Below are 25,605 nucleotides of genomic sequence, written 5' to 3'. Positions count from 1 at the left end.
GTCTGGCGCGGACGGCTGTGGCGGGGTGCCCGGCACCGGCACTGGTGCTGGTGCTTCTGGCTGCGATGGGCTGGCTGGCGCTGACGGCTGCGCCAGCCAGCCTCCTGCCCGCTGGACCTCCCGTTGGCCTTCAGACCGGACCTCCCGTTGGCCCTCAGGCCGCGCCTCCTGCCGGGCCTCCTGCCGGGCCGCCCGTGAGACCTCCCGAAGGGCCTCCCAGTGGGTCTCCAGCGGGACGTCCTGCCGGGCTTCCGTCAGGGTCGCCCATGAGTCTTCCCGTGGGGCCTTTCGCTGGGTCTCCGGGAGGACCTCCCACTGGGCCTCCGACGGGACTTCCTGCAAGACCTTCCGTTGGGTGTCCGTTGGGACCTCCTGTCGGAACCCCCGTGGGGCTTCTCGCTGGGTCTCCAGGGGGACCTCCCGCCGGGATCCTCGTGAGGCTTTCCGTGAGGTCTCTCGGTGGGTGGGGTGGGGGTGGGTGCGGCGGTCGCGTAGTGACAGGAACAGGGTGGTAAGCAGGGTGAGGCCGAGTCCGGCGGTCAGGAGGGTGACCGCCAGTCCGATGCCGGTCAGGCCCGGCGCGGGGGTCGCTCCCATCTGGGCCGCGATCAGCAGCGCGATCACCCCGAGCTGCAGCGCGAGGGCGATTCCGTACGGCGCACGCATCACCCCACGACGGTATCCGGTCGCCTGTCCATGCTCGAAAGCGCACGCCCCCTACGGGCGACGACGTACGACTGGGCGCCGATGGTGAGGCCGACGAACAGCAGGATCCCGCCGCTGGAGAGGTCGAGGCCGAGGGCGCCTCCGGCGAAGTACAGGCCGACGCGGATGGCGACCGAGGCCAGCCACACCAGCATGGTCCAGGCCGTGGCCTTCGACCAGGAGACGCCGGAGTCGTCCAGCCACACCCGTACGGTCGTCCCCCGCCACACGCCCAGGATGACGGCGACGACGGCCTCCACCAGGGCCAGGCCGAGGCTGAGCGCGAGGTGCCGGGGATCGATGACCCCGCCTGATGCGATGCCGACGATGACCATGAAGGCGGCGGTGTAGAGGATGCCCCGCTTGGCGGTGGGACGGGTCTGCATCTGGCGGTAGACCACGAACACCACGGCGAGGGGGACGAGGAGAGAGATCAGTATGGGTTCCACGGGTTTGACCGTAGGGATCGGCAAGGCGTACCGGATCGGCCCGAGGGTTGAGTGCGCGGATCTCCACCCTGGGGTGGAGATCGAGGTGAGAGGTAATCGGGTCGCTGGGGGAGCGGGCTCTCGGTTACCGTCCAAGCATGGGCGTTATCTCCGTAAATGTGGGCCAATCGATCGAGGCTGAGTGGGCGGGGAAGCTGGGGCGTACGGCGATCGACAAGCGGGCGGTCACGCACCGGGTGGCCGTACTGGACAACGGGCTCGCGGGTGACGAGCGGGCCGACAAGAAGCACCACGGCTCGCCCGGCCAAGCCGTCTACTCGTACGCAAGAGAGGACTACGACTGGTGGGAAGGGGAGCTCGGGCGGGAGCTGCGTAACGGGCAGTTCGGCGAGAACCTCACCACGTCCGGCCTCGAAGTCACGGGGGCTGTGATCGGCGAGCGGTGGCGGGTGGGCAGCGCCTTGCTGGAGGTGAGCGGGCCCCGGATCCCGTGCGTGGTGTTCCGCAACTGGATGGACGAGCCGGGGTGGGTCAAGCGATTCACGGCGGCGGGGCGGCCCGGGGCCTACCTGCGGGTGGTCTCACTTGGGGAGCTTGGCGTCGGGGACGAGGTGGAGGTCGTCTCGCGGCCGGAGGTCGGGGTGACGGTGGGGGACTGGTTCCGGGCTCGGCACGGGGATGAGGAGGCGCTGCGCCGCATCCTGGCCGTTCCCGGGCACGACGCCGAGTGGGACCGCATGGCCGAGCGCCTTTTCAGCGGCCAACGATCTTAGACCGCCCACCCACCCGCCCGTCCGGTCGCTCGTCCGGCTCGGTCGTCCGGTTCGGTCGTCCGGTTCGGTCGTCCGACTCGATCGTGCGGTTCGGTCCTGCGGCTCGCTCGTCCGTCCCACCCGCCCGACCATCGCCTATCCCGTCCGCCTGGCCGCTGTCCAACCAACCCGCCCGCCCACCGCTCGACCACTGCCCAACCCCGACCTGCCCACCGACGAACCCACCCGCTCGCCCATCGGGCCGCCCATCCGTCCGGGCCGCTCGCTCATCGAGGCACCCGCCCGTTGGGGCAACCGCCTATTCGGGTGTCCGGCCCGCCCGCCCGTCCGGCTCGCCCGCCCGGCCCGCTCCACCGGGCCACTCGTTCGGCCCACTCGGATGGTCCACTTGGATAGGCAGCCGTCCGCGGCTGCCTACCCGCCCGTTGGGGTGGGTCAGTGGAGGATTGAGTACAGGGCTGAGGTGAGGGAGGCGTGAGCGTCGTCTTGGTCGATGGACCACATCATCGAGCCGCCCAGCCCCTTGAGCCGGATGTACGCCGCCTTCTGCAGCAGCACCGCCGGATCGTCGTACGACCAGAACTCGTTCCCGTCATACAGCCACAGCGTCCCGGTCCGCAGATCCCGGTAGCGCTTGCCGGGCTTGGTGACCAGGTCCTTGTAGTCCTCGGTCCCGGGCCCCCACTTCCCGGCGGCGGGGCCGGTGGCCGGCTTGTAGAGGCCGTCGCCGCCGCCGGTGACCCCCGTCCAGCCCTGGCCGTACGCGGGTACGCCGACCACGATCTTGCGGCCGGGTGCCCCGCGGGACAGGTAGTCGCGTACGGTCTGGTCCACGCTGTACCGCACCGGGTTCGGATCCCGCCGATCGGTGAGGAGGTTGCCGTTGTGCCCGGTCTGCGCCTCCCACGTTCCGTGCAGGTCATACCCCTGGACGGTGGCGAAGTCGAGCGCCCTGAACACCCGCCGCACCTCGAACCCGGCGTCGATCTTGGCGGCCGCGGCCGGGAGGAAGGCCGTGAGCTGCGTGCTTGAGGAGAAGGCGGTGAGCTGCGCCCGCAGTTCCTCCGCGAACAGCGTGAAGTTCCGCCGGTCCTCCGGCCGCACGACGTTCCCCTCGGCGCCGGAGGAGCCCGGCCACTCCCAGTCCAGGTCGATCCCGTCGAACACTCCGGCGCCGGTGCCCGCGGGGAGGTCCGGCAGGTTGCCGCGCAGCCACAGGTCGATGCACGAGCGGGCCAGCGCGGCCCGGGACTCGGCGGTGAGGACCGCGTCGGAGAAGTACTTGGAACCGGTCCAGCCGCCCAGCGAGATCATCACCTTGAGCCCAGGGTGCTTGGCCTTGAGCTTGCGGAGCTGGTTGAGGTTGCCGTTCAGGGCCTGGCCGGGCGCGTCGGCCACGCCGTCCACGCTCTGCTCCGCGGGCACGGGCCGCTGCCAGTCCGCCCACGGGTCGGCCGAGTAGCAGGCGCCCTCGGCGTTCACGAACCCGAACGCGTAGTTCAGGTGCGTGAGCTTGGCCGCGGCGCCCGTGGTGTCCACGTCCTTGACGTGGTAGTTGCGCCCGTAGACGCCCCACTGGATGAAGTACGCGACCCGTTTGAAGCCGGTGCGGGCCTCGGCCGGCGCGGAGATCGCCGTACAGCCGAGTAAGAGCGAGAGTGCGAGGAGGATCGTCTTCTTCACGGGGCGACTCCCGAGGGGTGCACTTATAGGAAACTTTCCTAAAAGTAGGGCGACGGCCCGCCGCCGTCAACGATCCGCGCCACCTCCTCGGGGCTCGAGATCACCGCCCACGCGTACGCCGGGTTCGCGAACAGGCCGAGGACCAGGTCCGCCACGTCCTGCCTGCTCGTGGCCGCCAGCAGCAGGGTCACGACGTGCGCGGCCGGCGGCCGCAGGAAGGCGTTGGTCCAGTCGGTGACCGGCGCCGCCGCCTCCCACATCCGCTCCGCCGTGGCGCGGCCGAAGGCGGCGTCGTACGGGCCGCCCGCCGCGATGGCGTCGGCCGCGATCCAGGCGCAGGCCGAACCCAGGTTCGCGCCCTGGCCGGTCAGCGGGTCGTTGGTGATCCAGGCGTCGCCGACGGCCAGCGCGATCCGCCCGCCGGGCAGCTCGGCCACCGCCTCGCGAACGACCGGCGTGATCGCCCCCTGCAGCAGGTCGTCCTCACCCAGCAGCTCGAAGCCCCCGTCCACCCGCTCGGCCAGTCGCGGCGCGTGCTCGGAGAGCAGCCCGGCCAGCTCCCCGGCGACCTCGGCCGCGGGCATGCGCGAGAGCGGCTCCAGCGGCCCGCCGGGAACCGCCTCGACCAGCAGGCCGGAGACCACGCCGTGCCTGGTCATCATCGGCATGCGGAGGATCTCCCCGCACCCGGGCGAGACGTTGTAGCTGAACATGGGGCCGAGGCCGAGACCGCCGTACAACCCGGCCGTCAGGACGCGCTGCGGCCGGTCGAACGGCGAGCGCGCCGGGTCGCGCGGGAACAGCTCCGTCACTGAGCGCCGCCCGGCCGTCACCACCATCAGCTCGTGCTCCCGGGACCAGCGGTCCACCCGCGCCGCGTCCGGCGGCGCGCCGGTGACGACGACCTCGCCGCCCCGGCCGGTGAAGTCGTCCAGGTACGCGGGCAGCAGCAGCCGGAAGTCGACCGCGTGGAACGGCTCGGAGATCCTGGCCAGGAACTCCAGCGGCGGATCCCCCTTGATCGAGAGCCTGGCGGATCCCATCAGGCATGCGGGATCCCGGTAGTGCTCGCTGCCCAGCTCCCGTTCCCGCGCCAGGGTGTGCCCCATCCTGGCCACCGTGTTGGGCAGCCGCCCCGAGCGCAGGGAACCGGCGTCCCGCTCGCTGTAGAGCGTGGCCTCGACGCCGAGCTGCTGCAGGCGCAGGGCGAGGGTCAGCCCCGAGATTCCCGCGCCCACGATGCCGATGCCCGCCATGTGCAGCAGTGAACCTCTCAGGGGTTGCGGTTCGATAGCACCCTCGAACAACGGGCAAACTGAAGGGGTGCCATCCACCCTGCCTGACGGCGATCCCGCGCCCACCTCGGGCGAGCTGCCCGACAGCGCCCTGACGGGCCTCGGCGAGCGTCCGTTCGGCTTCTACGTGCACGTGCCGTTCTGCGTGACCCGCTGCGGCTACTGCGACTTCAACACCTACACCGCCGCCGAGCTGGGCCCCGGCGCCTCGCACCGGGACTACGCGGACACGGTCGTCGAGGAGATCCGCCTCGCCCGCCGCGTCCTGGGCCCGGCCGAGCTGCCGGTGGAGACGGTGTTCTTCGGCGGTGGCACGCCCACGCTGCTCCCCCCGGAAGACCTGGCCAGGATCCTGGCCGCGATCGACTCGGAGTTCGGGCTGAGCGCGGGGGCCGAGGTGACCACGGAGGCCAACCCCGAGTCCGTCGACCCGGCCTACCTCGACAAGCTTCGCCAGGGCGGCTTCAACCGGATCAGCTTCGGCATGCAGAGCGTGGCCGAGCACGTGCTCCAGGTGCTCGACCGCCGGCACACTCCCGGCAGGGCGGCGGCGGCCGTCAAGGAGGCTAGGCAGGCCGGGTTCGAGCACGTCAACCTCGACCTGATCTACAGCACGCCCGGCGAGTCCGACGACGACTGGCGGGCCTCGCTGGCCGCCGCGATCGAGGCCGGGCCCGACCACGTGTCGGCGTACTCGCTGATCGTCGAGGAGGGCACCAGGCTGGCGGCCAGGATCCGGCGCGGCGAGCTGCCCATGCCCGACGACGACGTGGCCGCCGACCGCTACCTGATCGCCGACGAGCTGCTGTCCCAGGCCGGGTTCGACTGGTACGAGGTGTCCAACTGGGCCACGTCCGACCGGGCCCGCTGCCGCCACAACCTGCTCTACTGGACCGGCGGCGACTGGTGGGCCGCCGGACCCGGCGCCCACAGCCACGTCGGCGGCACCCGCTGGTGGAACGTCAAGCACCCTGCTGCCTACGCCCAGCGGCTGGCCGCGGGCACATCGCCCGCCCACGCGCGCGAGGTGCTCGGCGACGACGACCGGGCGGCCGAGCGGCTGATGCTGGAGCTGCGGCTTTCGTCCGGCTACCCGCTGGCCGAGGTGTCCCCGGACGCGCGCCCGGCCGTGGCGAGCGCGCTGGCGCGCGGCCTGCTGGAGCCCGGGCCGTTCAGGTCGGGCCTCATGGTGCTCACGCTCCAGGGGCGGCTGCTGGCCGACGCGCTGATCAGGGATCTGCTGGTCTAGGTGATCAGGCGGACGGCGAACGGGTAGCGGTACCTCTCGCCCTTGCTGGTGGCCATGGCGGCCTGGATGTGGAAGATCAGGGACAGGATCCAGACGACCGGCAGCAGGAGCAGGCCGATGAAGATGATCGTCAGGATGCCCGAGATGACGTAGCCGATGAACATCGTGATCTGGAAGTTGAGCGCCTCCGCCGCCTGATCCCTGACGTAGGGGGACTCGTCCTTCTTCATCAGGTAGATGATCATCGGGCCGACCCAGGAGACCACCAGGCCGAGCAGGTGCGAGAGCATCGCCATGGTGGTGTCGTCGGTGCCCGGGCGGGGGCCGAACCTGCCGGGGACGTACGGCTCGCCGGGCGCGCCGTAGCCGTAGCCGTAGCCGGGCGGCTGCGGCGCGGAGCCGTAACCGGGCGGGGGAGGGCCGTAACCCGGGGACTGCTGGCCATAACCGGGCTGGCCGTAGCCCGGTTGTCCGTAGCCGGGCTGGCCGTGACCAGGCTGGCCGTAGCCGGGTTGCCCGTACGCCGGTTGGCCGTAGCCGGGCTGGGATCCTGGCTGCTGGCCGTACCCCGGCTGGCCGTAATGGGGCTCGGAGCCGGGCTGCTGTCCGTAAACGCCGGGCTGTGACCCGGGCTGCTGGGGGCCGGAGCCCTGGCTGGGCGGGATGCTCGACGGGGGGACGAAGCGGGTGGCGTCGTCGTCCGGCGGCGGTTGCGGCGGGTCCTGGCTCATGATGCCTCCGTAACGAAGTCGATCAGTTCCTCGACCCGGCCGAGCAGTTCCGGCTCCAGGTCTGTGTACGTGGAGACGGCCCCGAGGATCCGCCGCCACGCCTCCGCGGGCTCCATGCGCCAGCCCAGGGCCGCGATGACGCCCTCTTTCCACGGCACTCCGCGCGGCACCGCGGGCCAGGCGGGAATGCGCAGCACGGACGGCTTGACCGCCTGCCAGATGTCGATGTACGGATGCCCCACGACGAGCACGTCCGGCGAGGTGATCTCGGCCGCGATCCTGCTCTCCTTGGAGCCCGGCACGAGGTGGTCCACCAGCACCCCCAGCCGGCGCTCCGGCTCCGGGCCGAACTCCGCCACGATGGCCGGCAGATGGTCCACGCCCTCCAGGTATTCGACCACGACCCCCTCGACCCGCAGGTCATGGCCCCAGATCTTCTCCACCAGGGCGGCGTCGTGCACGCCCTCCACGTAGATGCGACTCTCCCGGGCGACCCTCGCCCGCAGCCCCTCCACGGCGATCGAGCCCGACGCGCTGCGCCTGGGTCCCGCAGGGGCCGCCGACGGGCGTACCAGCGTCACGGGCTTGCCCTCCAGCAGGAACGCGGCGGGCGCGAGCGGGAACAGCCGGCGCTTGCCGAACCGGTCTTCGAGCGTGACGGCCTCCTTGTCACAGGCCACCACCGCGCCGCAGAAGCCGCTGTCGGCGTCCTCCACGACGAGGTCCAGCTCGGCCGCCACTTTCGGGATCTTGCCCTTGCCCGGCCGCCGCCAATTCCCCGCCAGCACATCGCCCTCGTACACACGGGGACCGTAGCAAATCACCCGCCGACCGCAAGGCGCTTGCGCGCGCCGCTGCGGCGGACCAGCACGATGATGGTGCCGGCGATGGCGATGAGCAGTCCCGCCCCGGGGATCAGGATGAGCGCCATGACCCCGCCGGCGATGCCGCCCGCGGCCGCGGTCAGCTCGCGGCCCACGCCGTACCGCACGTCGGCCTGCTCCTGGGTGGTGCAGGACAGCTGGTAGTCGCCCCTGGTGGGCGCGTTGATCACGAGGATCTGCTCCCACTTGACGGACCCGGACGTGACCGTCTGCGTGCCGGTGGTCTTGGCGAGCCTGGCTCCGTTGGTGATCTGGCACTCGTAGTGGACGGCGGTGTCGCTGGATAGGTAGACGGCGGGTTTGTTCGCCGGGTCGATCGGCACCGTCACGGTTTCGCCGGACGCGAACGTCCTGGTGGGGGCTATGTTGCTGACGCTGCTGACGATGCCCGTGGCGAACAGGACGACGCCTGCGATGGTGCAGACCACGGCGATGCCCCAGACGAGCCCGATCCACCAAAGTCGCGGTTTGATGGCTTTCGAGTCGATTCGTGCGGGGAATTGGGGTTGTTGGCCGTACTGTCCGTACTGAGGAGGTGGGCCGTATTGGGGCAGCGGGCCGTACTGAGGCGGAGGCCCGTACTGCGGCGGCGGCCCGTACTGGGGCGGTGGCTGGCCGTAGCCGGGCTGAGACCCGGGCTGAGGGCCGTAGCCGGGCTGGGACCCGGGCTGGGGGCCGTAACCCGGCTGGGAGCCGGGCTGGGGCCCATACGGCGGAGGCGGGGAGTTGTCGCTCATGTCGGCAAGTGTGGTACTTGCCCCTTGTAAGAAGCTAGGAGCCTGGTTGCGACCTTGTGTTATCGCACCTTGTGGATGAGAGCCGTACACTTGGCACTCAGGAATGCAGAGTGCTAGATGGTTGCGTTCCCTGGATGTCAGAGGCAGGAGGTGAGCACGTGCTCGACGATCGGAAGCTGGCGGTGCTCCGCGCCATTGTCGAAGACTACGTGTCCACCAACGAACCGGTGGGCTCCAAGGCGCTCGCCGAGCGCCACAACCTGAAAGTCTCCCCGGCGACGGTCAGGAACGACATGGCCGCGCTGGAGGAGGAGGGCTACATCACCCAACCCCACACCAGCGCCGGCCGCGTGCCGACCGACAAGGGCTATCGGCTGTTCGTCGACCGGCTCTCGCAGGTCAAGCCCCTGTCCGGGGCCGAGCGCAGGGCCATCGAGACGTTCCTGGCCGGTGCGGTCGACCTCGACGACGTGGTCACCCGCACGGTCCGGCTGCTCGCGCAGCTGACCAGGCAGGTGGCGGTGGTGCAATACCCGACGCTGACGCGTTCGACGGTCAGGCACGTCGAGCTGGTGCCGCTGAACGACCGGCGGGTCATGCTCGTGCTGATCACCAACACCGGCCGCGTCGAGCAGCGCGTCATCGAGCTGCCCGAGGTGGTGGAGGACACCCGCATCGCCCACCTGCGCGCGGTCCTCAACGCCTGCCTCGACGGCTGCGGCCTGAGCAACGTGCCCGAGCTGGTCGCCGACCTGCCCGAGCGGCTCCCTCTCGAAGACCGCCCGGTGGTGGCGACGATCCTGTCGGTGCTGCTGGAGACGCTGGTCGAGCGGCACGACGAGAAGATCGTGTTCGCCGGCGCGGCCAACCTCGCGGGCGCCGACTTCTCGATCGGCCTGCGCGACGTGCTCGAGGCGCTGGAGGAGCAGGTCGTGCTCATGAGGCTGCTCGGCGAGACATCCGCAGACACACCGTCCGCGCTCACCGTGCGCATCGGCTCCGAAAACCCCTATCTGCGGGGGACATCCATAGTCGCGACCGGATACGGTTCAGGCGACAACCAACTGGCCCGGCTCGGGGTGTTGGGGCCCACGAGGATGGACTACCCAGTGACGATGGGAGCCGTGCGCGCGGTGGCACGCTACGTCAGCCAGATCCTGGCTGCATCATAAGAGGTCGATAAGTGGCAAACAGCGACTATTACGCCACCCTCGGGGTGCGCCGTGACGCCAGTCAGGACGAGATCAAGAAGGCTTATCGCCGACTTGCCCGCGAGCTGCATCCCGACGTGAACCCCGATCCTGAGACCCAGGAGCGGTTCAAGGAGATCACGCAGGCCTACGAGGTGCTGTCCGACCCGAACAAGCGCCAGATGTACGACCTGGGTGGCGACCCCTTCGGCGGCGCCGGAGCAGGCGCGGGCGCCGGCGGCTTCGGAGCGGGCTTCCCCTTCAGCGACATCATGGACGCGTTCTTCGGCACCGCGGCCGGCGCCAGGGGGCCGCGCTCGCGTGCCCGCAGGGGACGCAACGCCACCATCCGGGTCGAGCTCGACCTGCGCGAGACGGCGTTCGGCACCACGCGTGAGCTGGTCGTCGACACGGCCGTGCTCTGCGAGGTCTGCCACGGGGCCGGCACGGCGGCCGGCACCCACCCCGACACCTGCGACATGTGCAACGGGCGCGGCGAGATCTCCCAGGTCACCCGCTCGTTCCTGGGCCAGGTCATGACCTCGCGGCCGTGCCCGCAGTGCGGCGGTTTCGGCACCATCATCCGCCACCCCTGCCAGGAGTGCTCCGGCGACGGCCGGGTGCGCACCCGCCGTACGATCAAGGTCCGCATCCCCGCGGGCGTCGAGGACGGCACCCACATCCAGCTCGCCGGCGAGGGTGAGGTCGGCCCCGGCGGCGGCCCGCCCGGAGACCTGTTCCTCGAGATCGTCGAGCGTGCCCACGAGATCTTCGAGCGGCGCGGCGACGACCTCCACTGCACCGTGCAGATCCCGATGACGGCGGCCGCGCTCGGCACCATCCTGGCGGTCGAGACGCTCGACGGCTCGGAGGAGGTCGACGTCCGCCCCGGCACGCAGTCGGGCCAGGTCATCACCATGTTCGGGCGGGGCGTGCAGCGGCTCAACGAGTCCGGCCGCGGCGACCTGCTGATCCACGTCAACGTCGAGACCCCGACCCGCCTCGAGCCCGCGCAGGAGGAGCTGCTGCGCGAGCTGGCCAAGCAGCGGGGCGAGGAGCGGCCGCCGGGCAAGTTCGCGCCCGGTCAGCAGGGCTTCTTCTCGCGGCTGCGCGACGCCTTCAACGGCAGGTGACGTGACCGTCCCGGTGTTCCTGTCGCAGGAGCTGGACGGCCCCGAGCTGACGCTCGGCGGCCCGGAGGGGCGCCACGCGGCCTCCGTGCGGCGCCTGCGGGCCGGTGAGCGGATCGATCTGACGGACGGCGCCGGCGCGGTCGCCGAGTGCGTCGTACGCGAGGTCCTCAAGGACGCGCTGAGGCTCGACGTCCTGCGCCGCTACGAGGTCGAGCCGCCGCGGCCGCGGCTGGTCGTCGTCCAGGGGCTGCCCAAGGGCGACCGGGGCGAGCTGGCCGTCGAGATGATGACCGAGGCGGGCGTGGACGTCATCGTGCCCTGGGCCGCCTCGCGCAGCATCACCCAGTGGAAGGGCGACAAGGTCGCCAAGGGGCTGCACAAGTGGCGCTCGACGGCTCGTGAGGCGGGCAAGCAGGCCCGCAGGTTCCACCTTCCCGAGGTGACGGAGCCCGCCACCACCGCGCAGGTCGACAAACTGCTGGCTGGCGCGGCGCTGGGGCTGGTGCTGCACGAGGAGGCGGCCGAGCCGCTGTCCGGCGTGGCGCTGCCCGCGTCGGGCGACATCGTGGTGGTCGTGGGGCCCGAAGGGGGCGTCTCGGACGACGAACTGGCCGGGTTCCGGGCGGCAGGGGCGGTGTCCGTGCTGCTGGGGCCCACGGTGCTGCGTACGTCCACGGCAGGGGTGGCGGCGGCCTCGGTGCTGCTCACGCGTACCGGACGCTGGTAGGGCCTTTCAGGGCGTCGTGTGAGAGGCGTCCACCAACGGGCTGGTCACGTCGGTCGGACTGTCGGTGATGTCGTCGGGCGGGCACTCGTCGGCCGGGCACGTCGTGGGCTGCAGGGTCTCCTCCACCGATGACGACGGCGTCGGGGTCGGCGAGACCGTGGGGCAGTCGGACGGCGGCTCGGCCTGCTCGGCCAGGGGCGACGGGCACTCGGTCGTCGTGGGAGTGGGGGTCGGCGAGGGCCTGGTGGTCGATTCGGCCCTCTTCGTGGGCCGGGGCGTCGGGCTCTTGGAGGGGATCTCGGGGATCCCCACCGGGTGCTGGTCGTGGCTGGTCGGCTGCCTGGGCGGCGGCTCCTGGGAGCGGGTGGTGGAGGAGTTGGACGGCACCTTGGAGGTCGTCTCGCTGTCCACCCACTTGGCGGGCTGGTCGATGATCTGCGAGCGCAGGCTGGGAACGGCCATCACGATCGTTCCCGCCACCAGGAGGGCGCTGGCGGCGGCCGCGCCCGCTCGCCACCAGAACAGATTGCGGACGCCGCGCCGCTCGATGCGGGTGCGGATGATCTCCAGTCCGTCCGGCGAGGGCACGACCGCGTCCGCCTCCGCGCGGAGCGCACGGCGCAGGAGATCTCCGTGCTCGTCGGGGGGCTGGGTCATGACATTTTCTCCAGAACGGATCGCAAGGCGGCCATGCCACGTGCGGTGTGGCTCTTGACCGCGCCCTTGCTGATGCCCATCGCGTGGGCTATCTCAGCTTCGGACAGATCACCGTAGTACCGCAGAACCAGTGCTTCTCTCTGTCGGGTCGGCAGGGCCCGTAACGCCTCGATGACGGCGGAGCGTTCCAGCTCGCCGATCGCGCCGTTCTCGGCGCTCGGGGCGTCCGGCAGACCCTTGGGAGCGTACTTCTCGACGACCGCGCGGTGACGCAGCACGGAACGGGACCGGTTGACGACGGATTGACGGAGGTAGGCCAGTGCCTTGTCGGGGTCGCGCAGCCTGCGCCAGGCGCCATGAATGGCGACGAACGCATCCTGCACGACTTCCTCGGCTGTTGCTATGTCTCGCACCAGCAACACGGCAAGACGCACCAACGACCGAAAATGCGCGCTGTAGAGCGCGGTCACGGCCATGTCGGCATCCCACCCGACCGGCACCGCCCCCATCGACCTGTCGGCCAGAAGGGTTTCGGTGGTCACATCAGTGGGACGCGCGGCCTTCCCAGAGGGTTTACGCTCTTCCGGTTCTTGAGGTTTCCCCGGTTCCTTAGGGTGCATTACCCAGTCGTGTCCTCGCCAGGTGGCGCTCGCCCGACCCTGAATCGTCTCTTTTTTTGCTGAAGTGTCGCACACTTACCCTAACCGTGTGGATCTTCCTGCGCACGACACAGCTGATTACCGATTCGCAACGGGTTCCGTACGTCGGGGGTCTCGATAGGGTGGCTGGGTGAGCGATTGCCTCTTCTGTCAAATCGTCGCCAAGGAGATTCCCGCCGAGATCGTTTACGAAACCGGCAGGACGCTGGCGTTCCGCGACGTCAACCCGCAGGCTCCGACCCACGTGCTGGTCATCCCGAAGCAGCACCACCGCGACGCCGCGGAGCTCGCCAAGGCCGACGACGGGCTGGCCGACGACGTGCTCAAGACCGCCCACGCCGTGGCCGTGCAGGAGGGCGTGGCCGACGGCGGCTACCGCGTGGTGTTCAACACCGGGCCCGGCGCCGGGCAGACGGTCTTCCACGTGCACGCCCACGTCCTGGGCGGGCGCGGCCTCACCTGGCCCCCCGGCTGATATTGGGGAGAGCAATCGGCCGGGTCCCGGATACCATGGGCTCAGACGAACAACGCAAGAGACCTGGAGGCATCAGGCCGCTGGCCTGCCCATGTCCGAACTACACGAATCCCGACGTACGGCACCTCCCTCGCGCACTCAAGCCAAGGTGCTGATTCCGGACGAATACCCGATGGTCAGCCTCCTGGGCTCCCGCGACGAGCTGCTACGCGTCATCGAGGGTGCCTTCAGGGCCGACATCCACGTACGGGGTAACGAGATCACCGTCACCGGCAGCCCCGACGAGAGCGGCACCGTGGTGCGGCTCTTCGAGGAGTTGGTCGAGGTCCTGCGCAGCGGCGGCGAGCTCACCCCCGACGCGGTCGAGCGGAGCATCGCCATGCTCCGCATGACCTCCGACCGTCCCGCCGAGGTGCTGTCGCTCGACATCCTCTCCTCGCGCGGGCGCACCATCAGGCCCAAGACGGTCAACCAGAAGCGCTACGTCGACGCGATCGACCAGCACACGGTCGTGTTCGGCATCGGCCCCGCCGGCACCGGCAAGACCTATCTCGCGATGGCCAAGGCCGTGCGGGCGCTGCAGGAGAAGCGGGTCAACCGGATCATCCTGACCCGCCCGGCCGTCGAGGCCGGCGAGCGGCTGGGCTTCCTGCCCGGCACCCTGTACGAGAAGATCGACCCCTACCTGCGGCCGCTCTACGACGCCCTGCACGACATGGTCGACCCCGACTCGATCCCCAAGCTGATGGCCGCGGGCACGATCGAGGTCGCGCCGCTGGCGTACATGCGCGGTAGGGCGCACCCTGTCGGCACGGGCGTGCTGACTCCGGATGGGTTCCGCTCCATCGGGGAGCTGGAAGTCGGCGACCTCGTCATAGGGTCGGACGGCGAGCCGACCCCTGTGCTGGGCGTCTATCCGCAGGGGGAGAAGAAGATCTACCGGCTCTTCAGCCAGGACGGTGCCTCGGTGCTCGCCTCTGAGGAGCATCTCTGGACAGTCCGCACCCGTGATGACGCCGATCGGGGCAAGCCGTGGCGGGTGCTGCAGACCAAGGACATGATCGGTGACCTGCGGACGGCACACCACCGGAAGTGGGAGTTGCCGCTGCTGAGCGCGCCGGTCTGCTTCCCCGAGCGCGACGTCTCATTGGATCCCTACGCGCTCGGCCTGCTGCTGGGAGACGGATGCGTCACAGGGACCACAACCCCGAGTTTCGCTACGAACGACCCGCAACTCGTCGAGGCACTCGAACGTGCTCTCCCCGGTATGCAGGCCAGGTGGAAGGGTGGGCCGGACTACGTGCTCAACCGGGTGAGGAAGCCCGGGGACAGCATGACGATCGCCAATCCGATCACCGACGTCATGCGGCAGTTGGGCCTGTCGGGCTGCCGATCGCACACGAAGTTCGTTCCTGAGGTCTATCTGCGTAACACGGCGGAGATCAGGATCGCGGTTCTCCAGGGTCTGCTCGACGCCGACGGAGGTCCTGTCGCTCAGCAGGGCCGGACGTGCAGGATCCAATACACCACAGTGTCGCCGCAGCTTCGCGACGATGTCGTCTTTCTCATCCAGTCCCTCGGGGGCGTGGTGTATTGGCGCACCCGCCCCGCGAGAGAGCGTAAGCCGGGACTGGCGAAGGGGCGACAGATCCGTCACCGCCACGACGCGTACATCCTCGACATCCGGCTTCCGGAGGGCATCGAGCCTTTCCGGTTGTCGCGGAAGGCGGAGATCTACAAGACGTCCGGGGGCGGTCGGCCGATGCGCTACGTTGATCGCATCGAGCCGCGCGGCACTGCGGAGTGCGTGTGTATCCAGGTGGCCGCCGAAGACTCGCTCTACGTCACCGAGGACTTCCTCCTGACACACAATACGCTCAACGACGCGTTCATCATCCTCGACGAGGCGCAAAACTCCTCGGCCGAGCAGATGAAGATGTTCCTCACCCGGCTCGGGTTCAACTCCAAGATCGTGGTGACCGGTGACGTGACGCAGGTCGACCTGCCCGCCGGCACGACGAGCGGGCTGCGGGTCGTCCAGGAGATCCTCGACGGCATCCCCGACATCCACTTCGCGCGCCTGTCCAGCGCCGACGTGGTCCGTCACAAGCTGGTGAGCGAGATCGTGGACGCGTACGGGCGTTACGACGCCACGCAGGCCGCGCAGGAGCCCAAGAGCATCCAGCACCGGGGGAAGCGGCGACCATGAGCATCGAGATCAACAACGAGTCCGGCGTAGAGGTCGACGAGGAGAAACTCTCCGCCCTGGCCGCTCACGTGCTCGGCGAGATGGGCATCAACCCGCTCGCCGAGCTGTCCATCGTGGTGGTCGACGAGGACGCCATGGCCGAGCTCCACGAGAAGTGGATGGGCGAGCCGGGGCCGACCGACGTGCTGGCGTTCCCGATGGACGAGCTGCGCCCCGGCGGCGGAGCGCGCGGCGACTCGGAGAGCCCGGCCGACCCGGCGCTCCTCGGCGACGTCGTGCTCTGCCCGCACGTGGCAGCCCGGCAGGCCAAGGAGGCGGGCCACAGCGCGGCCGACGAGCTGGAGCTGCTGTGCACCCACGGCATCCTCCACCTGCTCGGCTACGACCACGCCGAGCCCGAGGAGCACAAGGAGATGTTCGGCCTGCAGGCCCGGCTCCTGGAGTCGTGGCAGGAGGTGCGCAACCCGCAGTGAACGCCTGGTTGCTGTCGGCCATCGCGCTCGTGATCATCGGTGGCTTGATCGCCAGCGCGGAGACGGCACTGACGCGCATCTCAAGGGTGCGCACCGAGGAATACGTGCGTGAGGGCCGGCGGGGCGCGGTGCGCCTGCAGGCCATCGTCAACGACCCGCCCCGCTACCTCAATCTGCTCCTGCTGCTCAGGCTGAGCTGCGAGCTGGTGGCCACGGTCATCGCGACCCTGCTGTTCATCGACCTCATGCACGACCAGGGCTGGGCGTACGTCTGGGCCGCGGTCGTGATGATCGTGGTTAGCTACGTCGTGGTCGGTGTCATGCCGCGTACGCTGGGCCGCCAGCACGCCGAACCGGTCGCGCTGGCCAGCGCCCCCATCGTCTACGGCCTGACCCGCATCTTCGGCCCGCTGCCCAAGCTGCTCATCCTGCTCGGCAACGCCCTGACCCCCGGCAAGGGGTTCCGCGACGGGCCGTTCACCTCGGAGGCCGAGCTGCGCGAGCTGGTCGACCTGGCCGAGGAGCGCCGGGTGATCGAGCCGGACGAGCGCGAGATGATCCACTCGGTCTTCGAGCTGGGTGACACGCTGGTGCGCGAGGTCATGGTGCCGCGCACCGACATGGTCCACATCGAACGCGGCAAGTCGATCAGCCAGGCCCTGTCGCTGGCGCTGCGCAGCGGGTTCTCCCGCATCCCCGTCGTGGGCGAGAACGAGGACGACGTCATCGGCATCGCCTACCTCAAGGACATCGCCCGCAAGATCCACGAGTCCGGCGAGGGCGGGGGTGAGGACACGGTCGAGTCGATCATGCGGACGGCCGCGTACGTGCCCGAGAGCAAGCCCATCGACCAGCTCATGCGGGAGATGCAGGCGCGCCAGATCCACATCGCCATCGTCATCGACGAGTACGGCGGCACCGCCGGGCTGGTCACGATCGAGGACGTGCTGGAGGAGATCGTCGGCGAGATCACCGACGAGTACGACCAGGAGGCGCCCCGCGTCGAGCCCATGTCCGACGGCGGGATGCGGGTGACGGCCCGGATGCCGGTCGACGAGCTGGGCGAGCTGTTCGACACGGAGATCGAGGTCGACGACGTGGAGACCGTGGGCGGGCTGCTCGCCCACGCTCTGGGCCGGGTGCCCATCGCCGGGTCGCAGGCCGAGGTGGCCGGGCTCATGCTCACCGCCGAGAGCCTGGCGGGCCGCCGCAACCGCATCAGCACGGTGGTGGTCCGCCGCGTCAAGCCCCCGGAGGACGACACCGAACCGGTCGGCACCGAGGACTGACCTGTCTCAGGGCGGGTCCGGGCGAAGGCGGACGAAGGTCGCAAGCGTTCTACAAGTCTTCTGCAAGCCGGTCCGGGCACTCTCTAACCACGACATCCAGTGCGGTGGGTGTCAGAGGGGAAAGCATCCGAACGCCGGGTGGGGTTCGCGGCGAGAGGATGTCCCTGGGGGGAACGACGGTGTCCCGGCCGGCTGCCCAGCCGGCTGGGACGCAGGTCGGCGTAAAGGGTGTTCTCGTCCGGAAAACCGGGTGGGGGCACCCTTTTTGCGCATTGGTGGAAGCTCCGGTGGATTGCCGCATTCGTCGGTTGGGGAGGCTGCGATCCAGGGGGAATCATGAAACGCGAGATCATCGCCTGTGCCCTGCTGGCCGGCGTTCTGGGGGGTTGCGTCAGCGGGGGGACGGGGAGCGCTCTCGACGCGCAGGCCACCGCGCACCTGCGCGAGGTGCTCAGCAAGGAGCCGCCGTTGCCCGACGGCTTCACGGCCCGGCCCGAGCAGGCGTGGCGGATGCCGTTCGCGCAGGCCGACAGCAACTGCATGGCCGTGCTCGAGCCCGTCGGAGGGCTGGCGCCGCGGCAGGCGCTGACGGCCGAGGCGGCGGTCAGCTACCGCGGTGACGGGCTGGGGGAGCAGGCCGGGGTGGGGCTGGCCCGGTACGCGGACGGGGAGGCCGAGGAGCACCTCGACGCGCTGGCCGAGGCCCTGGAGTCGTGCCGGGAGGTACGCACGTCCTCCGGCACGGACCTGCGCTCGCAGGAGCTCCCGGTCGAGAACGCGGCCGACGAGACCGTGGGCGCGCGGCTGAGCGGGCGCCTGAACGGCTACCCGTACGCGATGGACGTCGTGCTGTCGCGGGTGGGCGACACGCTGGTCTCGGTCGTGCACACGGGCATGAACGACGTGGACGCGGCCCGTACCAGCGAGGTGGTCGACGCGGTCATCTCCATGACCGGGACCCACTGACAGGAAGCCTGCTGTCAGACCCGGTCGAGGCCGCGGGGGCAATCCGCTTGGCGGATTTCTCGTAGCCTTGTTCCCGTGACACTCGATCCTGAAGACAGCAAGATCATCACTCTGGCCCGGGCGGCCCGAGTGCGTAACGAGTCCGCGGAAGGGGCCGCCGTACGCGACGAGACCGGCCGTACGTACTCGGCGACCAACGTGGCGCTGGACGCGCTCGCGCTGTCGGCGGTGCAGGTGGCCGTGGCCATGGCGGTCTCCAGCGGCGCGCGGTCCCTGGAGGCCGTGGCGCTGGTGAGCGAGGGCGCGCCGAGCGCCGCCGACGAGGCCGTGGCCGCGGAGCTGGGCGTCAAGGCGCTGCTCGTGGCCGGTCCCGACGGAAAGCTGCGGGGCTGATCATGCCGATGTCGCCATTTTTGGCGAAATTGCGGGAGAAGGTTGGCACCGATCTGCTCATGCTGCCGTCGGCGGCGGGCTTCGTGTTCGACGACGCCGGCAGGCTCCTGGTGGCCCGCCACGGCGACGTCGACCTCTGGGCCGCGCCCGGCGGCGGCATCGACCCGGACGAGCGGCCCGAGGACGCCATCGTCAGGGAGCTGCACGAGGAGCTCGGCATCGACATCGAGGTACGCGGCCTGGTCGGCGTGTTCGGCGGCCCCGAGTTCCGCACCGTCTACCCGAACGGCCATCAGGTCGGCTACGTCATCGCCGCCTACGCCTGCGTGATCGCCCCGGGCTCCGCCGGGCCGGAGCCGGACGGCGTCGAGATCACCGACTACCGATGGGTGACCGAGCAGGAGTTCTCGGAGCTGCCGACGACGCCCTGGACCCCGATCGCCGCGCCCCAGGCGTTCGCCTGGTGGCGTGCGCATGCCCGCTGATAGGCCACAATGCAGAATGTGACTTCGCCAGACAACCATCGCGCCGGATTCGCCTGTTTCGTGGGGAGGCCGAACGTCGGCAAGTCCACGCTCATGAACGCCCTGGTCGGCAGCAAGGTGGCGATCACCTCGTCCAAGCCGCAGACGACCAGGCGCACCATCAGAGGCATCGTGCACCGGCCCGACGCCCAGCTCGTCATCGTCGACACGCCGGGCCTGCACCGGCCGCGCACGCTGCTCGGCGAGCGGCTCGACAGCCTGGTGCTGTCCACGCTGACCGAGGTCGACGCGATCGGCTTCTGCGTGCCCGCCAACGAGCCGATCGGCAAGGGTGACCGGTTCATCGCCGACAAGCTGGCGGCGGTGAAGAAGACGCCGGTCGTGGCGGTCGTGACCAAGTGCGACCTGGCGTCCAAGGAGCAGATCGCGGAGCAACTGCTGGCGGTGTCGCAGGTGGGGGAGTTCGCCGCGATCGTGCCGGTGTCGGCGCAGTCGGGTGAGCAGCTCGACGTGCTGGCCGACGTGCTGATCGAGCACATGCCCGAGTCGCCGCCCCTCTACGAGGACGGCCAGCTCACCGACGAGCCCGAGCAGGTGCTGGTGGGCGAGCTGATCAGGGAGGCGGCGCTGGAGGGCGTACGCGACGAGCTGCCCCACTCGATCGCCGTGGTCGTCGACGAGATGATGCCCCGGGAGGGGCGGGACGACCTGCTGGACATCTACGCGCACCTGTTCGTGGAGCGGCCCTCGCAGAAGGCGATCGTCATCGGGCACAAGGGCGAGCGGCTGCGCGAGGTGGGCACCAAGGCCCGCAAGCAGATCGAGGCCCTGCTCGGCACCCGCGTCTACCTGGACCTGCGGATCAGCGTGGCCAAGGACTGGCAGCGCGACCCCAAGCAGCTGCGGCGCCTGGGCTTCTACGACTGATCGGCTCGGGGGCGGCGGACCAGCGCCAGGACGGCCGGCTGATCAGCTCAGGGGCGGCGGACCAGCGCCAGGATGGACAGCACGACGACCGCCACCGCGCAGCCCATGGCCGCGAACCAGCCGAACTTGATCACCGGCCCGACCGACAGCACCTGCCCCAGGTCGAAGGAGAGCCGGTCGCGGACGCCGCTCCCGTCGGTCATGAAGAGCACCAGCACCGCCACCGCCGCCGCCCCCGGGACGGCGGCCAGGGCGGCGACCCTGGGGCGGGTGAGCAGCCCGGCGATGCCGCAGCCCAGCGCCGCCAGGCCCGCCACCAGCGTGTAGACGCCGAACGTGTCGTCGATGCCGCGGATGTCGTTGGCCAGCCCGCCGCCGATCAGCTCGCTGCGCACCTCGAGCCCGGACCACGGCAGGACGGCACAGAACACCAGCAACGCTCCGGCCAACACGACGGCCAGGGCATAGCCGCGGCGGGCCGCCGGTTTGGCGGGGGCGGGCTGGAGGTAATCGGCCACACGATCACTGTAAGCCGGACACCCGCCTCCCACCACCGAACGCAACGGGGTCGTCACCATCACCGCCAACCGCCGCCGGTCGCCCCGTCGTCCGTGACCGCCGTCGTCCGTGACCGCGGCCTCCAACCACCGCGGGCCGTCACCCGTCGCCACCTGCCGCTGCCCGCTGGCGGCCGGTACCGGGTGTCGTTATCGAGCCGCTGGGGCTGGGCGATACGGGGTGGTCGTGCCGCTTCCCCCTGCCACCCCTTCCTCGCCTTAACGGGTTCGCCAGGTCAGGGCTCCGGGGTGAGGGTGGTGCGTTCGCCCCATTCGAGGCGGGAGCGGAGCTGGACGGCGTCCGCGGCCAGGGCGGACACGAGCGTGCCCCGACCGGCCAGGGGTAGGACGGCGACGCCCTCGGCCACCACCGGCTCCTTGGCGGACGTCGTGAGGAACGTGGTGCCGACGCAGCGGGCAGAGCCGTAGACGGCCGGGGAGGTGTCCACGGCCGGGTCGCCCACGGTGAACTCCTGCCGGAGCACCGGGCGGCCGTCGCACGTCGCGTCGAAGCGGGCGTGGCAACGCCCCGAGACCTCGCCGTGGCGACCGAAGACGATCTCCTCGCGCCACAGCACCTCGGCGTCCGCCGCCATCTCCAGGCGTACCAGGAGCCGATGCTCGCACCCGGCGGCGAGCACCGTGGGCTCCGGCGTGAAGCGGAGTGTGGCGCCCGCCCCCACCCGGGCCGTGACCAGCATCTCGGACGTGCCGTCCCCCGGCAGGACCAGGGTGCTGGCGACCGAGCCCAGCTCCAAGGTGGTGCGCGGGGCGACGTCCAGGTCCAGGGAGAGCCGGTCGCCGCCGAGCGGGCCCGCCGCCGTGGAGATGAGATGCACGGTGTACGGCCCCGTCTGGCGCAGCGTCAGCGGGGGCGCCGAGGCCAGCCGGCGGATGAGGGTCCGGCCGTCCGGGGACGAGGCCGTCGCGACGGCGGCGCTCGCCTTCATCCCGCGGCGGCCGGGCCGGGTGCTCGCGGGCATCAGGAGACGGCGGCCGCGTGGGTGTGGGACCAGGCCGTCACCTGCTCGGACACCCAGGAAGCGACCGTGGCGGCGGTGGGCTCCTGCCTGATCGAGGTGAACAGCACCGGCCTGTCACCGCGTACGGCCGCCGCGTCGCGGTCCATCACGCCCAGGTCGGCGCCCACCATCGGGGCCAGGTCGGTCTTGTTGACGACCAGCAGGTCCGCCGTCGTCACCCCCGGACCACCTTTGCGCGGCACCTTGTCGCCACCCGACACGTCCAGGACGAAGATCTGCCTGTCCGCCAGGCCCCGGCTGAACGTGGCCGTCAGGTTGTCGCCGCCGCTCTCCACGATCACCAGGTCCAGCGGGCCGAAGCGGTGCTCCAGGGTCTCCACGGCGTCGAGGTTCGCGGCGATGTCGTCGCGGATGGCGGTGTGGGGGCAGCAACCGGTCTCGACGGCGAGGATGCGCTCGGGGTCGAGCACGCCCGCCCGGCGCAGGAAGTCGGCGTCCTCGGTGGTGTAGATGTCGTTCGTCACCACCCCGAGGGACAGCGACGGGCCCAGCGTCCTGCACAGCGCGGCCACCAGGGCCGTCTTGCCGCTCCCTACCGGGCCGCCCACCCCGAGCCGCAGCGCCCGGCCGCGGCCGTCGGGGGCGTGGTGGTGGTCGTCGTGATTGGCACCCATGTCTGGGGATCCTTCCTTAGGAGACGAACAACCTGACCTCGGCGCGCGCGTGCTGCTCGGCCAGGAGGTCAAGGGCTGGGGACGAGTACGCGGGCAGCGCCGCCAACCAGGGGAGCGGGTCTGCGGGATCCGGGGTCTGCCTCGTGGAGCCGGGATGGACGGTGGAGTCGGCGTCCGTCACGGTGGGGTGGACGGTGGAGTCGGCGTCCGTCACGTCCTGGTGAGCGGTGGAGCGGGCGTTCGTCACGGCGAGGTGGGCTTCGGTGGCGATGGCCGTGAGGTCGGGGGTGAGGTCGGCCAGGAGCCCGTGCACGGCCACCGGGTCGAGGCCCAGGAGCCGCACCGCCGCCGTGGCCGGGCCGCTGATCGCATGGTACGCCGCCGCCATGGCCGCCTCCTCGGCCGTGGCGCCCGCCGCGTACGCCACCGCTCCGAGCGCGATCGGGTGATGGGGGCTCGGTACGGCTCGCGCCAGCTCATCGAGCACCGGTGACGGCCACACGCGGCGGGCGACCCTGAGGAGGAGCCTGCCCTGGGTCCTGGACGCGTCCCGCTGGGCGGGGGCGGCGGTCCTGGCATCGACCTCGGCGTCGAGCAGCACCCACGGCGACCCGGCCGCGACCTGACCGACTTCGGCATCGGCCTCCGCCCCAGTGGTGGTGCTCGCGCTGGAGAGCGGCTGAGGCGCCGGGGTGGTGGCCTGGGTGTGGGCGGCGGCTGTGAGGGTGGCGGCGAGGGCGCCGGTGGTGTGGAGGCGGCCTCGTAGGAAACGTGCCAGCGAGGGCACGTCGGAGACCGCTCCCGACGTGATGGCCTGTTCGGTGCCGCCCGAGTGGGCGTGGCCGCCGGCCGGGAGGCGGGAGTCGGCGAGGAGGAGCAGCGCTGGGTTCATGGCATCAGAAGAGGAAGTAGCGCTGGGCCAGGGGAAGGCGGGTGGCGGGGGCCGGTTCGACGAGGTCGCCGTCGATGCGGACCTCGAACGTGTCGGGCGCCACCTCGATCCGGGGCATGGCGTCGTTGAGCGGCATCGAGGACTTGCCGCGCCGTCGTACGTCCGCCACCGGAGCCAGGCGGCGGCGTACGGACAGCCGGTCGGCGAGGCCGGACTCCAGGGCCACCGGCGCGACGAAGTGGAGCGAGGTGGCGGCGGCGGTCACCGGTGAGGCGCCGAACATGGGACGGGGCAGCACCGGCTGCGGCGTCGGGATGGAGGCGTTGGCGTCGCCCATCTGTGCCCAGGCCACCACCCCGCCCTTGAGGACGAGGTCGGGCTTGACCCCGAAGAACGCCGGGTCCCAGAGGACGAGGTCGGCGAGCTTGCCGCGTTCGACGGAGCCGATCTCGCCGTCCAGCCCGTGGGCGATAGCCGGACAAATCGTATATTTCGCGATATAGCGGCGGGCTCGCAGGTTGTCCGCGGACCCACCCAGCGACCCCCGGCGGCCTTTCATGACGTGCGCCGTCTGCCACGTACGGATGATCGTCTCCCCGATCCGCCCCATCGCCTGCGAGTCCGAGCCGATCATCGAGATCGCCCCCAGATCGTGCAGCACGTCCTCGGCGGCCATCGTCGCCGGCCGGATGCGCGACTCGGCGAAGGCCAGGTCCTCCGGGATCGACGGGTTGAGGTGGTGGCACACCATGAGCATGTCGAGGTGTTCGTCCAGCGTGTTGACGGTGTGCGGCCGGGTGGGGTTGGTGGAGGAGGGCAGGATGTTGGGGTAGGAGGCGACGCGGATGATGTCGGGAGCGTGCCCGCCGCCGGCCCCTTCGGTGTGGTACGCGTGGATCATCCGATCCCCGATGGCCTTCAGCGTCGACTCCACGAACCCCGCCTCGTTCAGGGTGTCCGTGTGCAGCGTCACCTGCACCCCCGACGCGTCCGCCACGCTCAGGCAGGCGTCGATGGCGGCCGGCGTCGAGCCCCAGTCCTCGTGCAGCTTGAAGCCGGAGGCCCCGGCCTCGAGCTGCTCCGTCAGGCCGTCGGTGGAGACCGTGTTGCCCTTGCCGAGCAGCGCGAAGTTCAGCGGGTACGCGTCCAGCGACTCCAGCATCCGGCCCAGGTACCAGGCTCCGGTGACGGTCGTCGCCTTGGTGCCCTCGACGGGTCCGGTGCCGCCGCCGACGATCGTGGTGACGCCGGACGCGATCGCCTCGTCGAGGACCTGTGGGCAGATCAGGTGGACGTGCGAGTCGACGCCCCCGGCGGTGAGGATCTTGCCGTTGCCCGCGAGCACCTCTGTGGACGGCCCGATGACCAGGTCGACGCCGTCCATCGTGTCGGGGTTGCCGGCCTTGCCGATGGCGTAGACGCGGCCGTCGCGGATGCCGACGTCGGCCTTGACCACGCCCCAGTGGTCGAGGATCACCGCGCCGGTGATGACCAGGTCGGCCGCGCCCTGTGCCCGGGTGGTCCGCGCCTGTCCCATGGACTCGCGGATGACCTTGCCGCCGCCGAACACCGCCTCGTCGCCCGGCCCGGCGGGCCCGATCGACAGGTCCTCGGTGACCTCGATGAACAGGTCGGTGTCGGCCAGCCGGATCTGGTCGCCGACCGTGGGGCCGTAGAGCGCCGCGTACCGGGCGCGCGAGATGTCAGCCATCGAGCGGCCCCGCCCACTCCGGCCGCAGCCCGGGCACGACCCGGTTGCCCGCCAGCGGCACGAGCGTCACGTCGCGCTCGACGCCCGGCTCGAACCTGACCGCCGTCCCCGCCGGCACGTCCAGCCGCATGCCCCAGGCCGCCTTCCTGTCGAACTCCAGCCCCGGGTTGGCGGCCGCGAAGTGGTAGTGCGAGCCCACCTGTACCGGCCGGTCCGCCGTGTTCACCACCCGCAGCGTGCGGCGCTCGCGCCCGGGGTTGAGGGTGTGAGCGCCCTCGGGGTGCACGTACTCGCCCGGGATCACGGGATCGGCCTGTGTACGGTGACCAGCTTCGTGCCGTCGGGGAACGTCGCCTCGATCTGCACGCTCTCCAGCATCTCCGGCACGCCTTCCATGACGTCGGCCCGGCCGAGCACCGACCGTCCGGCCTCCATCAGGTCGGCCACGGAGCGCCCGTCCCTGGCCCCCTCCATGAGGAACGACGCGATGATGGCGGTAGCCTCGGGGTGGTTCAGGCGCAGGCCCCTGGCCTGCCGCTCGCGCGCCACCCCGGCGGCGACGTGGATGAGCAGCCGTTCCTGCTCGTGTGAGGTAAGCCGCATGGCCGGACCATAGGAACCGGCGGTTTCGTGGCTGTTGCCGGGGCATGTCGTGTTGGTTTCGCACTGCGACTCAACCCCCATATTTCGGATTAAGTG

At 70.7% G+C, this 25,605-nt stretch carries 27 protein-coding genes and 3 pseudogenes; 15 read left to right on the top strand and 15 right to left on the bottom strand.

Annotated features, from left to right (window positions below; translation table 11 throughout):
* Positions 1–665 precede the first annotated feature (665 nt).
* A complete protein-coding gene (locus AB0L65_RS03975) occupies positions 666–1,154 on the bottom strand; it encodes a hypothetical protein (RefSeq protein ID WP_364240051.1) in 489 nt (162 codons plus the stop codon).
* A gap of 137 nt (positions 1,155–1,291) precedes the next feature.
* On the opposite strand from AB0L65_RS03975, the gene AB0L65_RS03970 reads away from it, so the two are divergent.
* A complete protein-coding gene (locus AB0L65_RS03970; RefSeq protein ID WP_364240049.1) occupies positions 1,292–1,927 on the top strand; it encodes an MOSC domain-containing protein in 636 nt (211 codons plus the stop codon).
* 435 nt (positions 1,928–2,362) lie between these two features.
* Here the strand turns inward: AB0L65_RS03970 and AB0L65_RS03965 are convergent, their stop codons facing one another.
* Positions 2,363–3,610, bottom strand: a complete 1,248-nt coding sequence (locus AB0L65_RS03965) for a glycoside hydrolase family 18 protein (RefSeq protein WP_364240047.1) — start codon at positions 3,608–3,610, stop codon at positions 2,363–2,365.
* 38 nt (positions 3,611–3,648) lie between these two features.
* A complete protein-coding gene (locus AB0L65_RS03960; protein WP_364240045.1) occupies positions 3,649–4,866 on the bottom strand; it encodes a styrene monooxygenase/indole monooxygenase family protein in 1,218 nt (405 codons plus the stop codon).
* Between the two features lie 67 nt (positions 4,867–4,933).
* Here AB0L65_RS03960 and hemW point away from each other — a divergent pair, with 67 nt between their 5' ends.
* Entirely contained in the window at positions 4,934–6,154 is a 1,221-nt protein-coding gene (gene hemW / locus AB0L65_RS03955) for a radical SAM family heme chaperone HemW (protein ID WP_364240044.1), read from the top strand.
* On the opposite strand, the gene AB0L65_RS03950 is transcribed toward hemW, so the two are convergent.
* The 3 genes from AB0L65_RS03950 to AB0L65_RS03940 are packed head-to-tail and all read right to left on the bottom strand — an operon-like array spanning position 6,151 to position 8,506.
* Entirely contained in the window at positions 6,151–6,885 is a 735-nt protein-coding gene (locus tag AB0L65_RS03950) for a DUF4870 domain-containing protein (RefSeq protein WP_364240042.1), read from the bottom strand. The genes hemW and AB0L65_RS03950 overlap by 4 nt on opposite strands.
* Positions 6,882–7,688: a DUF3097 domain-containing protein gene (locus tag AB0L65_RS03945; protein ID WP_364240040.1), complete on the bottom strand. Its 807-nt coding sequence runs from the start codon at positions 7,686–7,688 to the stop codon at positions 6,882–6,884. Before AB0L65_RS03945 ends, AB0L65_RS03950 begins: the two co-directional genes overlap by 4 nt.
* 17 nt (positions 7,689–7,705) lie before the next feature.
* Positions 7,706–8,506, bottom strand: coding sequence for a hypothetical protein (locus tag AB0L65_RS03940; RefSeq protein ID WP_364240038.1), 801 nt, complete (start codon positions 8,504–8,506; stop codon positions 7,706–7,708).
* A gap of 158 nt (positions 8,507–8,664) precedes the next feature.
* On the opposite strand from AB0L65_RS03940, the gene hrcA reads away from it, so the two are divergent.
* Genes hrcA through AB0L65_RS03925 form a run of 3 tightly spaced genes read left to right on the top strand, consistent with a single transcriptional unit; the run spans position 8,665 to position 11,556 of the window.
* Complete coding sequence (hrcA, locus tag AB0L65_RS03935; RefSeq protein WP_350724927.1) at positions 8,665–9,678, top strand: heat-inducible transcriptional repressor HrcA; 1,014 nt, start codon at positions 8,665–8,667, stop codon at positions 9,676–9,678.
* A gap of 11 nt (positions 9,679–9,689) precedes the next feature.
* Positions 9,690–10,829, top strand: coding sequence for a molecular chaperone DnaJ (gene dnaJ, locus AB0L65_RS03930; protein ID WP_364240036.1), 1,140 nt, complete (start codon positions 9,690–9,692; stop codon positions 10,827–10,829).
* Position 10,830: 1 nt separating this feature from the next.
* Positions 10,831–11,556 (top strand): 16S rRNA (uracil(1498)-N(3))-methyltransferase, encoded by a 726-nt coding sequence (locus AB0L65_RS03925; protein ID WP_355201842.1) that lies wholly within the window; start codon positions 10,831–10,833, stop codon positions 11,554–11,556.
* Positions 11,557–11,562: 6 nt separating this feature from the next.
* On the opposite strand, the gene AB0L65_RS03920 is transcribed toward AB0L65_RS03925, so the two are convergent.
* A complete protein-coding gene (locus tag AB0L65_RS03920) occupies positions 11,563–12,213 on the bottom strand; it encodes a hypothetical protein (RefSeq protein WP_364240034.1) in 651 nt (216 codons plus the stop codon).
* The gene (locus AB0L65_RS03915) at positions 12,210–12,722 is read right to left on the bottom strand and encodes a SigE family RNA polymerase sigma factor (RefSeq protein ID WP_080047132.1); all 513 of its coding nucleotides are present in this window, start codon (positions 12,720–12,722) and stop codon (positions 12,210–12,212) included. The genes AB0L65_RS03920 and AB0L65_RS03915 overlap by 4 nt, the downstream gene beginning before the upstream one ends.
* Before the next feature lie 280 nt (positions 12,723–13,002).
* Between AB0L65_RS03915 and AB0L65_RS03910 the strand changes: the two genes are divergently transcribed.
* From AB0L65_RS03910 to era, 10 genes and pseudogenes are all read left to right on the top strand, one after another.
* A complete protein-coding gene (locus AB0L65_RS03910) occupies positions 13,003–13,347 on the top strand; it encodes a histidine triad nucleotide-binding protein (protein WP_350724934.1) in 345 nt (114 codons plus the stop codon).
* 91 nt (positions 13,348–13,438) lie between these two features.
* A pseudogene (locus AB0L65_RS03905) lies at positions 13,439–14,143 on the top strand (PhoH family protein); the annotation flags it as partial.
* Positions 14,132–14,959 (top strand): annotated as a pseudogene (locus AB0L65_RS03900) (LAGLIDADG family homing endonuclease); the annotation flags it as partial. The pseudogenes AB0L65_RS03905 and AB0L65_RS03900, both read left to right, overlap by 12 nt.
* 261 nt (positions 14,960–15,220) lie before the next feature.
* A pseudogene (locus AB0L65_RS03895) lies at positions 15,221–15,556 on the top strand (PhoH family protein); the annotation flags it as partial.
* On the top strand, positions 15,553–16,029 hold the full coding sequence (gene ybeY / locus AB0L65_RS03890) for an rRNA maturation RNase YbeY (RefSeq protein ID WP_350724937.1): 477 nt from the start codon (positions 15,553–15,555) through the stop codon (positions 16,027–16,029). The pseudogene AB0L65_RS03895 and the gene ybeY, both read left to right, overlap by 4 nt.
* Positions 16,026–17,318 (top strand): hemolysin family protein, encoded by a 1,293-nt coding sequence (locus tag AB0L65_RS03885; RefSeq protein WP_364240031.1) that lies wholly within the window; start codon positions 16,026–16,028, stop codon positions 17,316–17,318. Before ybeY ends, AB0L65_RS03885 begins: the two co-directional genes overlap by 4 nt.
* 336 nt (positions 17,319–17,654) lie before the next feature.
* Positions 17,655–18,284, top strand: coding sequence for a hypothetical protein (locus tag AB0L65_RS03880; protein ID WP_364240029.1), 630 nt, complete (start codon positions 17,655–17,657; stop codon positions 18,282–18,284).
* 75 nt (positions 18,285–18,359) lie between these two features.
* On the top strand, positions 18,360–18,677 hold the full coding sequence (locus AB0L65_RS03875; protein ID WP_364240027.1) for a cytidine deaminase: 318 nt from the start codon (positions 18,360–18,362) through the stop codon (positions 18,675–18,677).
* A gap of 29 nt (positions 18,678–18,706) precedes the next feature.
* Positions 18,707–19,162, top strand: coding sequence for an NUDIX domain-containing protein (locus AB0L65_RS03870; RefSeq protein ID WP_364240025.1), 456 nt, complete (start codon positions 18,707–18,709; stop codon positions 19,160–19,162).
* Positions 19,163–19,171: 9 nt separating this feature from the next.
* Positions 19,172–20,089, top strand: a complete 918-nt coding sequence (gene era, locus AB0L65_RS03865; RefSeq protein WP_350724946.1) for a GTPase Era — start codon at positions 19,172–19,174, stop codon at positions 20,087–20,089.
* Positions 20,090–20,136: 47 nt separating this feature from the next.
* Here era and AB0L65_RS03860 read toward each other — a convergent pair whose 3' ends face one another.
* The 7 genes from AB0L65_RS03860 to AB0L65_RS03830 all read right to left on the bottom strand — a co-directional run bounded on the left by AB0L65_RS03860 (position 20,137) and on the right by AB0L65_RS03830 (position 25,509).
* Entirely contained in the window at positions 20,137–20,607 is a 471-nt protein-coding gene (locus tag AB0L65_RS03860; protein ID WP_364240024.1) for a hypothetical protein, read from the bottom strand.
* Positions 20,608–20,882: 275 nt separating this feature from the next.
* Positions 20,883–21,629 carry an urease accessory protein UreD gene (locus AB0L65_RS03855; protein WP_364240022.1) on the bottom strand — a complete coding sequence of 249 codons (747 nt, stop codon included), beginning with the start codon at positions 21,627–21,629 and terminating at the stop codon, positions 20,883–20,885.
* Positions 21,629–22,303, bottom strand: coding sequence for an urease accessory protein UreG (gene ureG, locus AB0L65_RS03850; protein WP_363967450.1), 675 nt, complete (start codon positions 22,301–22,303; stop codon positions 21,629–21,631). The genes AB0L65_RS03855 and ureG overlap by 1 nt, the downstream gene beginning before the upstream one ends.
* A gap of 16 nt (positions 22,304–22,319) precedes the next feature.
* Positions 22,320–23,195: an urease accessory UreF family protein gene (locus AB0L65_RS03845; protein WP_364240020.1), complete on the bottom strand. Its 876-nt coding sequence runs from the start codon at positions 23,193–23,195 to the stop codon at positions 22,320–22,322.
* A 4-nt stretch (positions 23,196–23,199) separates the two neighbouring features.
* On the bottom strand, positions 23,200–24,906 hold the full coding sequence (locus tag AB0L65_RS03840; RefSeq protein WP_364240018.1) for an urease subunit alpha: 1,707 nt from the start codon (positions 24,904–24,906) through the stop codon (positions 23,200–23,202).
* Positions 24,899–25,210: an urease subunit beta gene (locus tag AB0L65_RS03835; protein ID WP_350724958.1), complete on the bottom strand. Its 312-nt coding sequence runs from the start codon at positions 25,208–25,210 to the stop codon at positions 24,899–24,901. The genes AB0L65_RS03840 and AB0L65_RS03835 overlap by 8 nt, the downstream gene beginning before the upstream one ends.
* Complete coding sequence (locus tag AB0L65_RS03830) at positions 25,207–25,509, bottom strand: urease subunit gamma (protein ID WP_080041930.1); 303 nt, start codon at positions 25,507–25,509, stop codon at positions 25,207–25,209. The genes AB0L65_RS03835 and AB0L65_RS03830 overlap by 4 nt, the downstream gene beginning before the upstream one ends.
* Between the last annotated feature and the right edge of the window lie 96 nt (positions 25,510–25,605).

This window comes from Nonomuraea sp. NPDC052116, assembly GCF_040680035.1.
Taxonomy (GTDB): domain Bacteria; phylum Actinomycetota; class Actinomycetes; order Streptosporangiales; family Streptosporangiaceae; genus Nonomuraea; species Nonomuraea angiospora_A.
The sequence above is the reverse complement of the archived record's forward strand: the minus strand, read 5'-3'. Positions and strand labels throughout refer to the sequence as shown.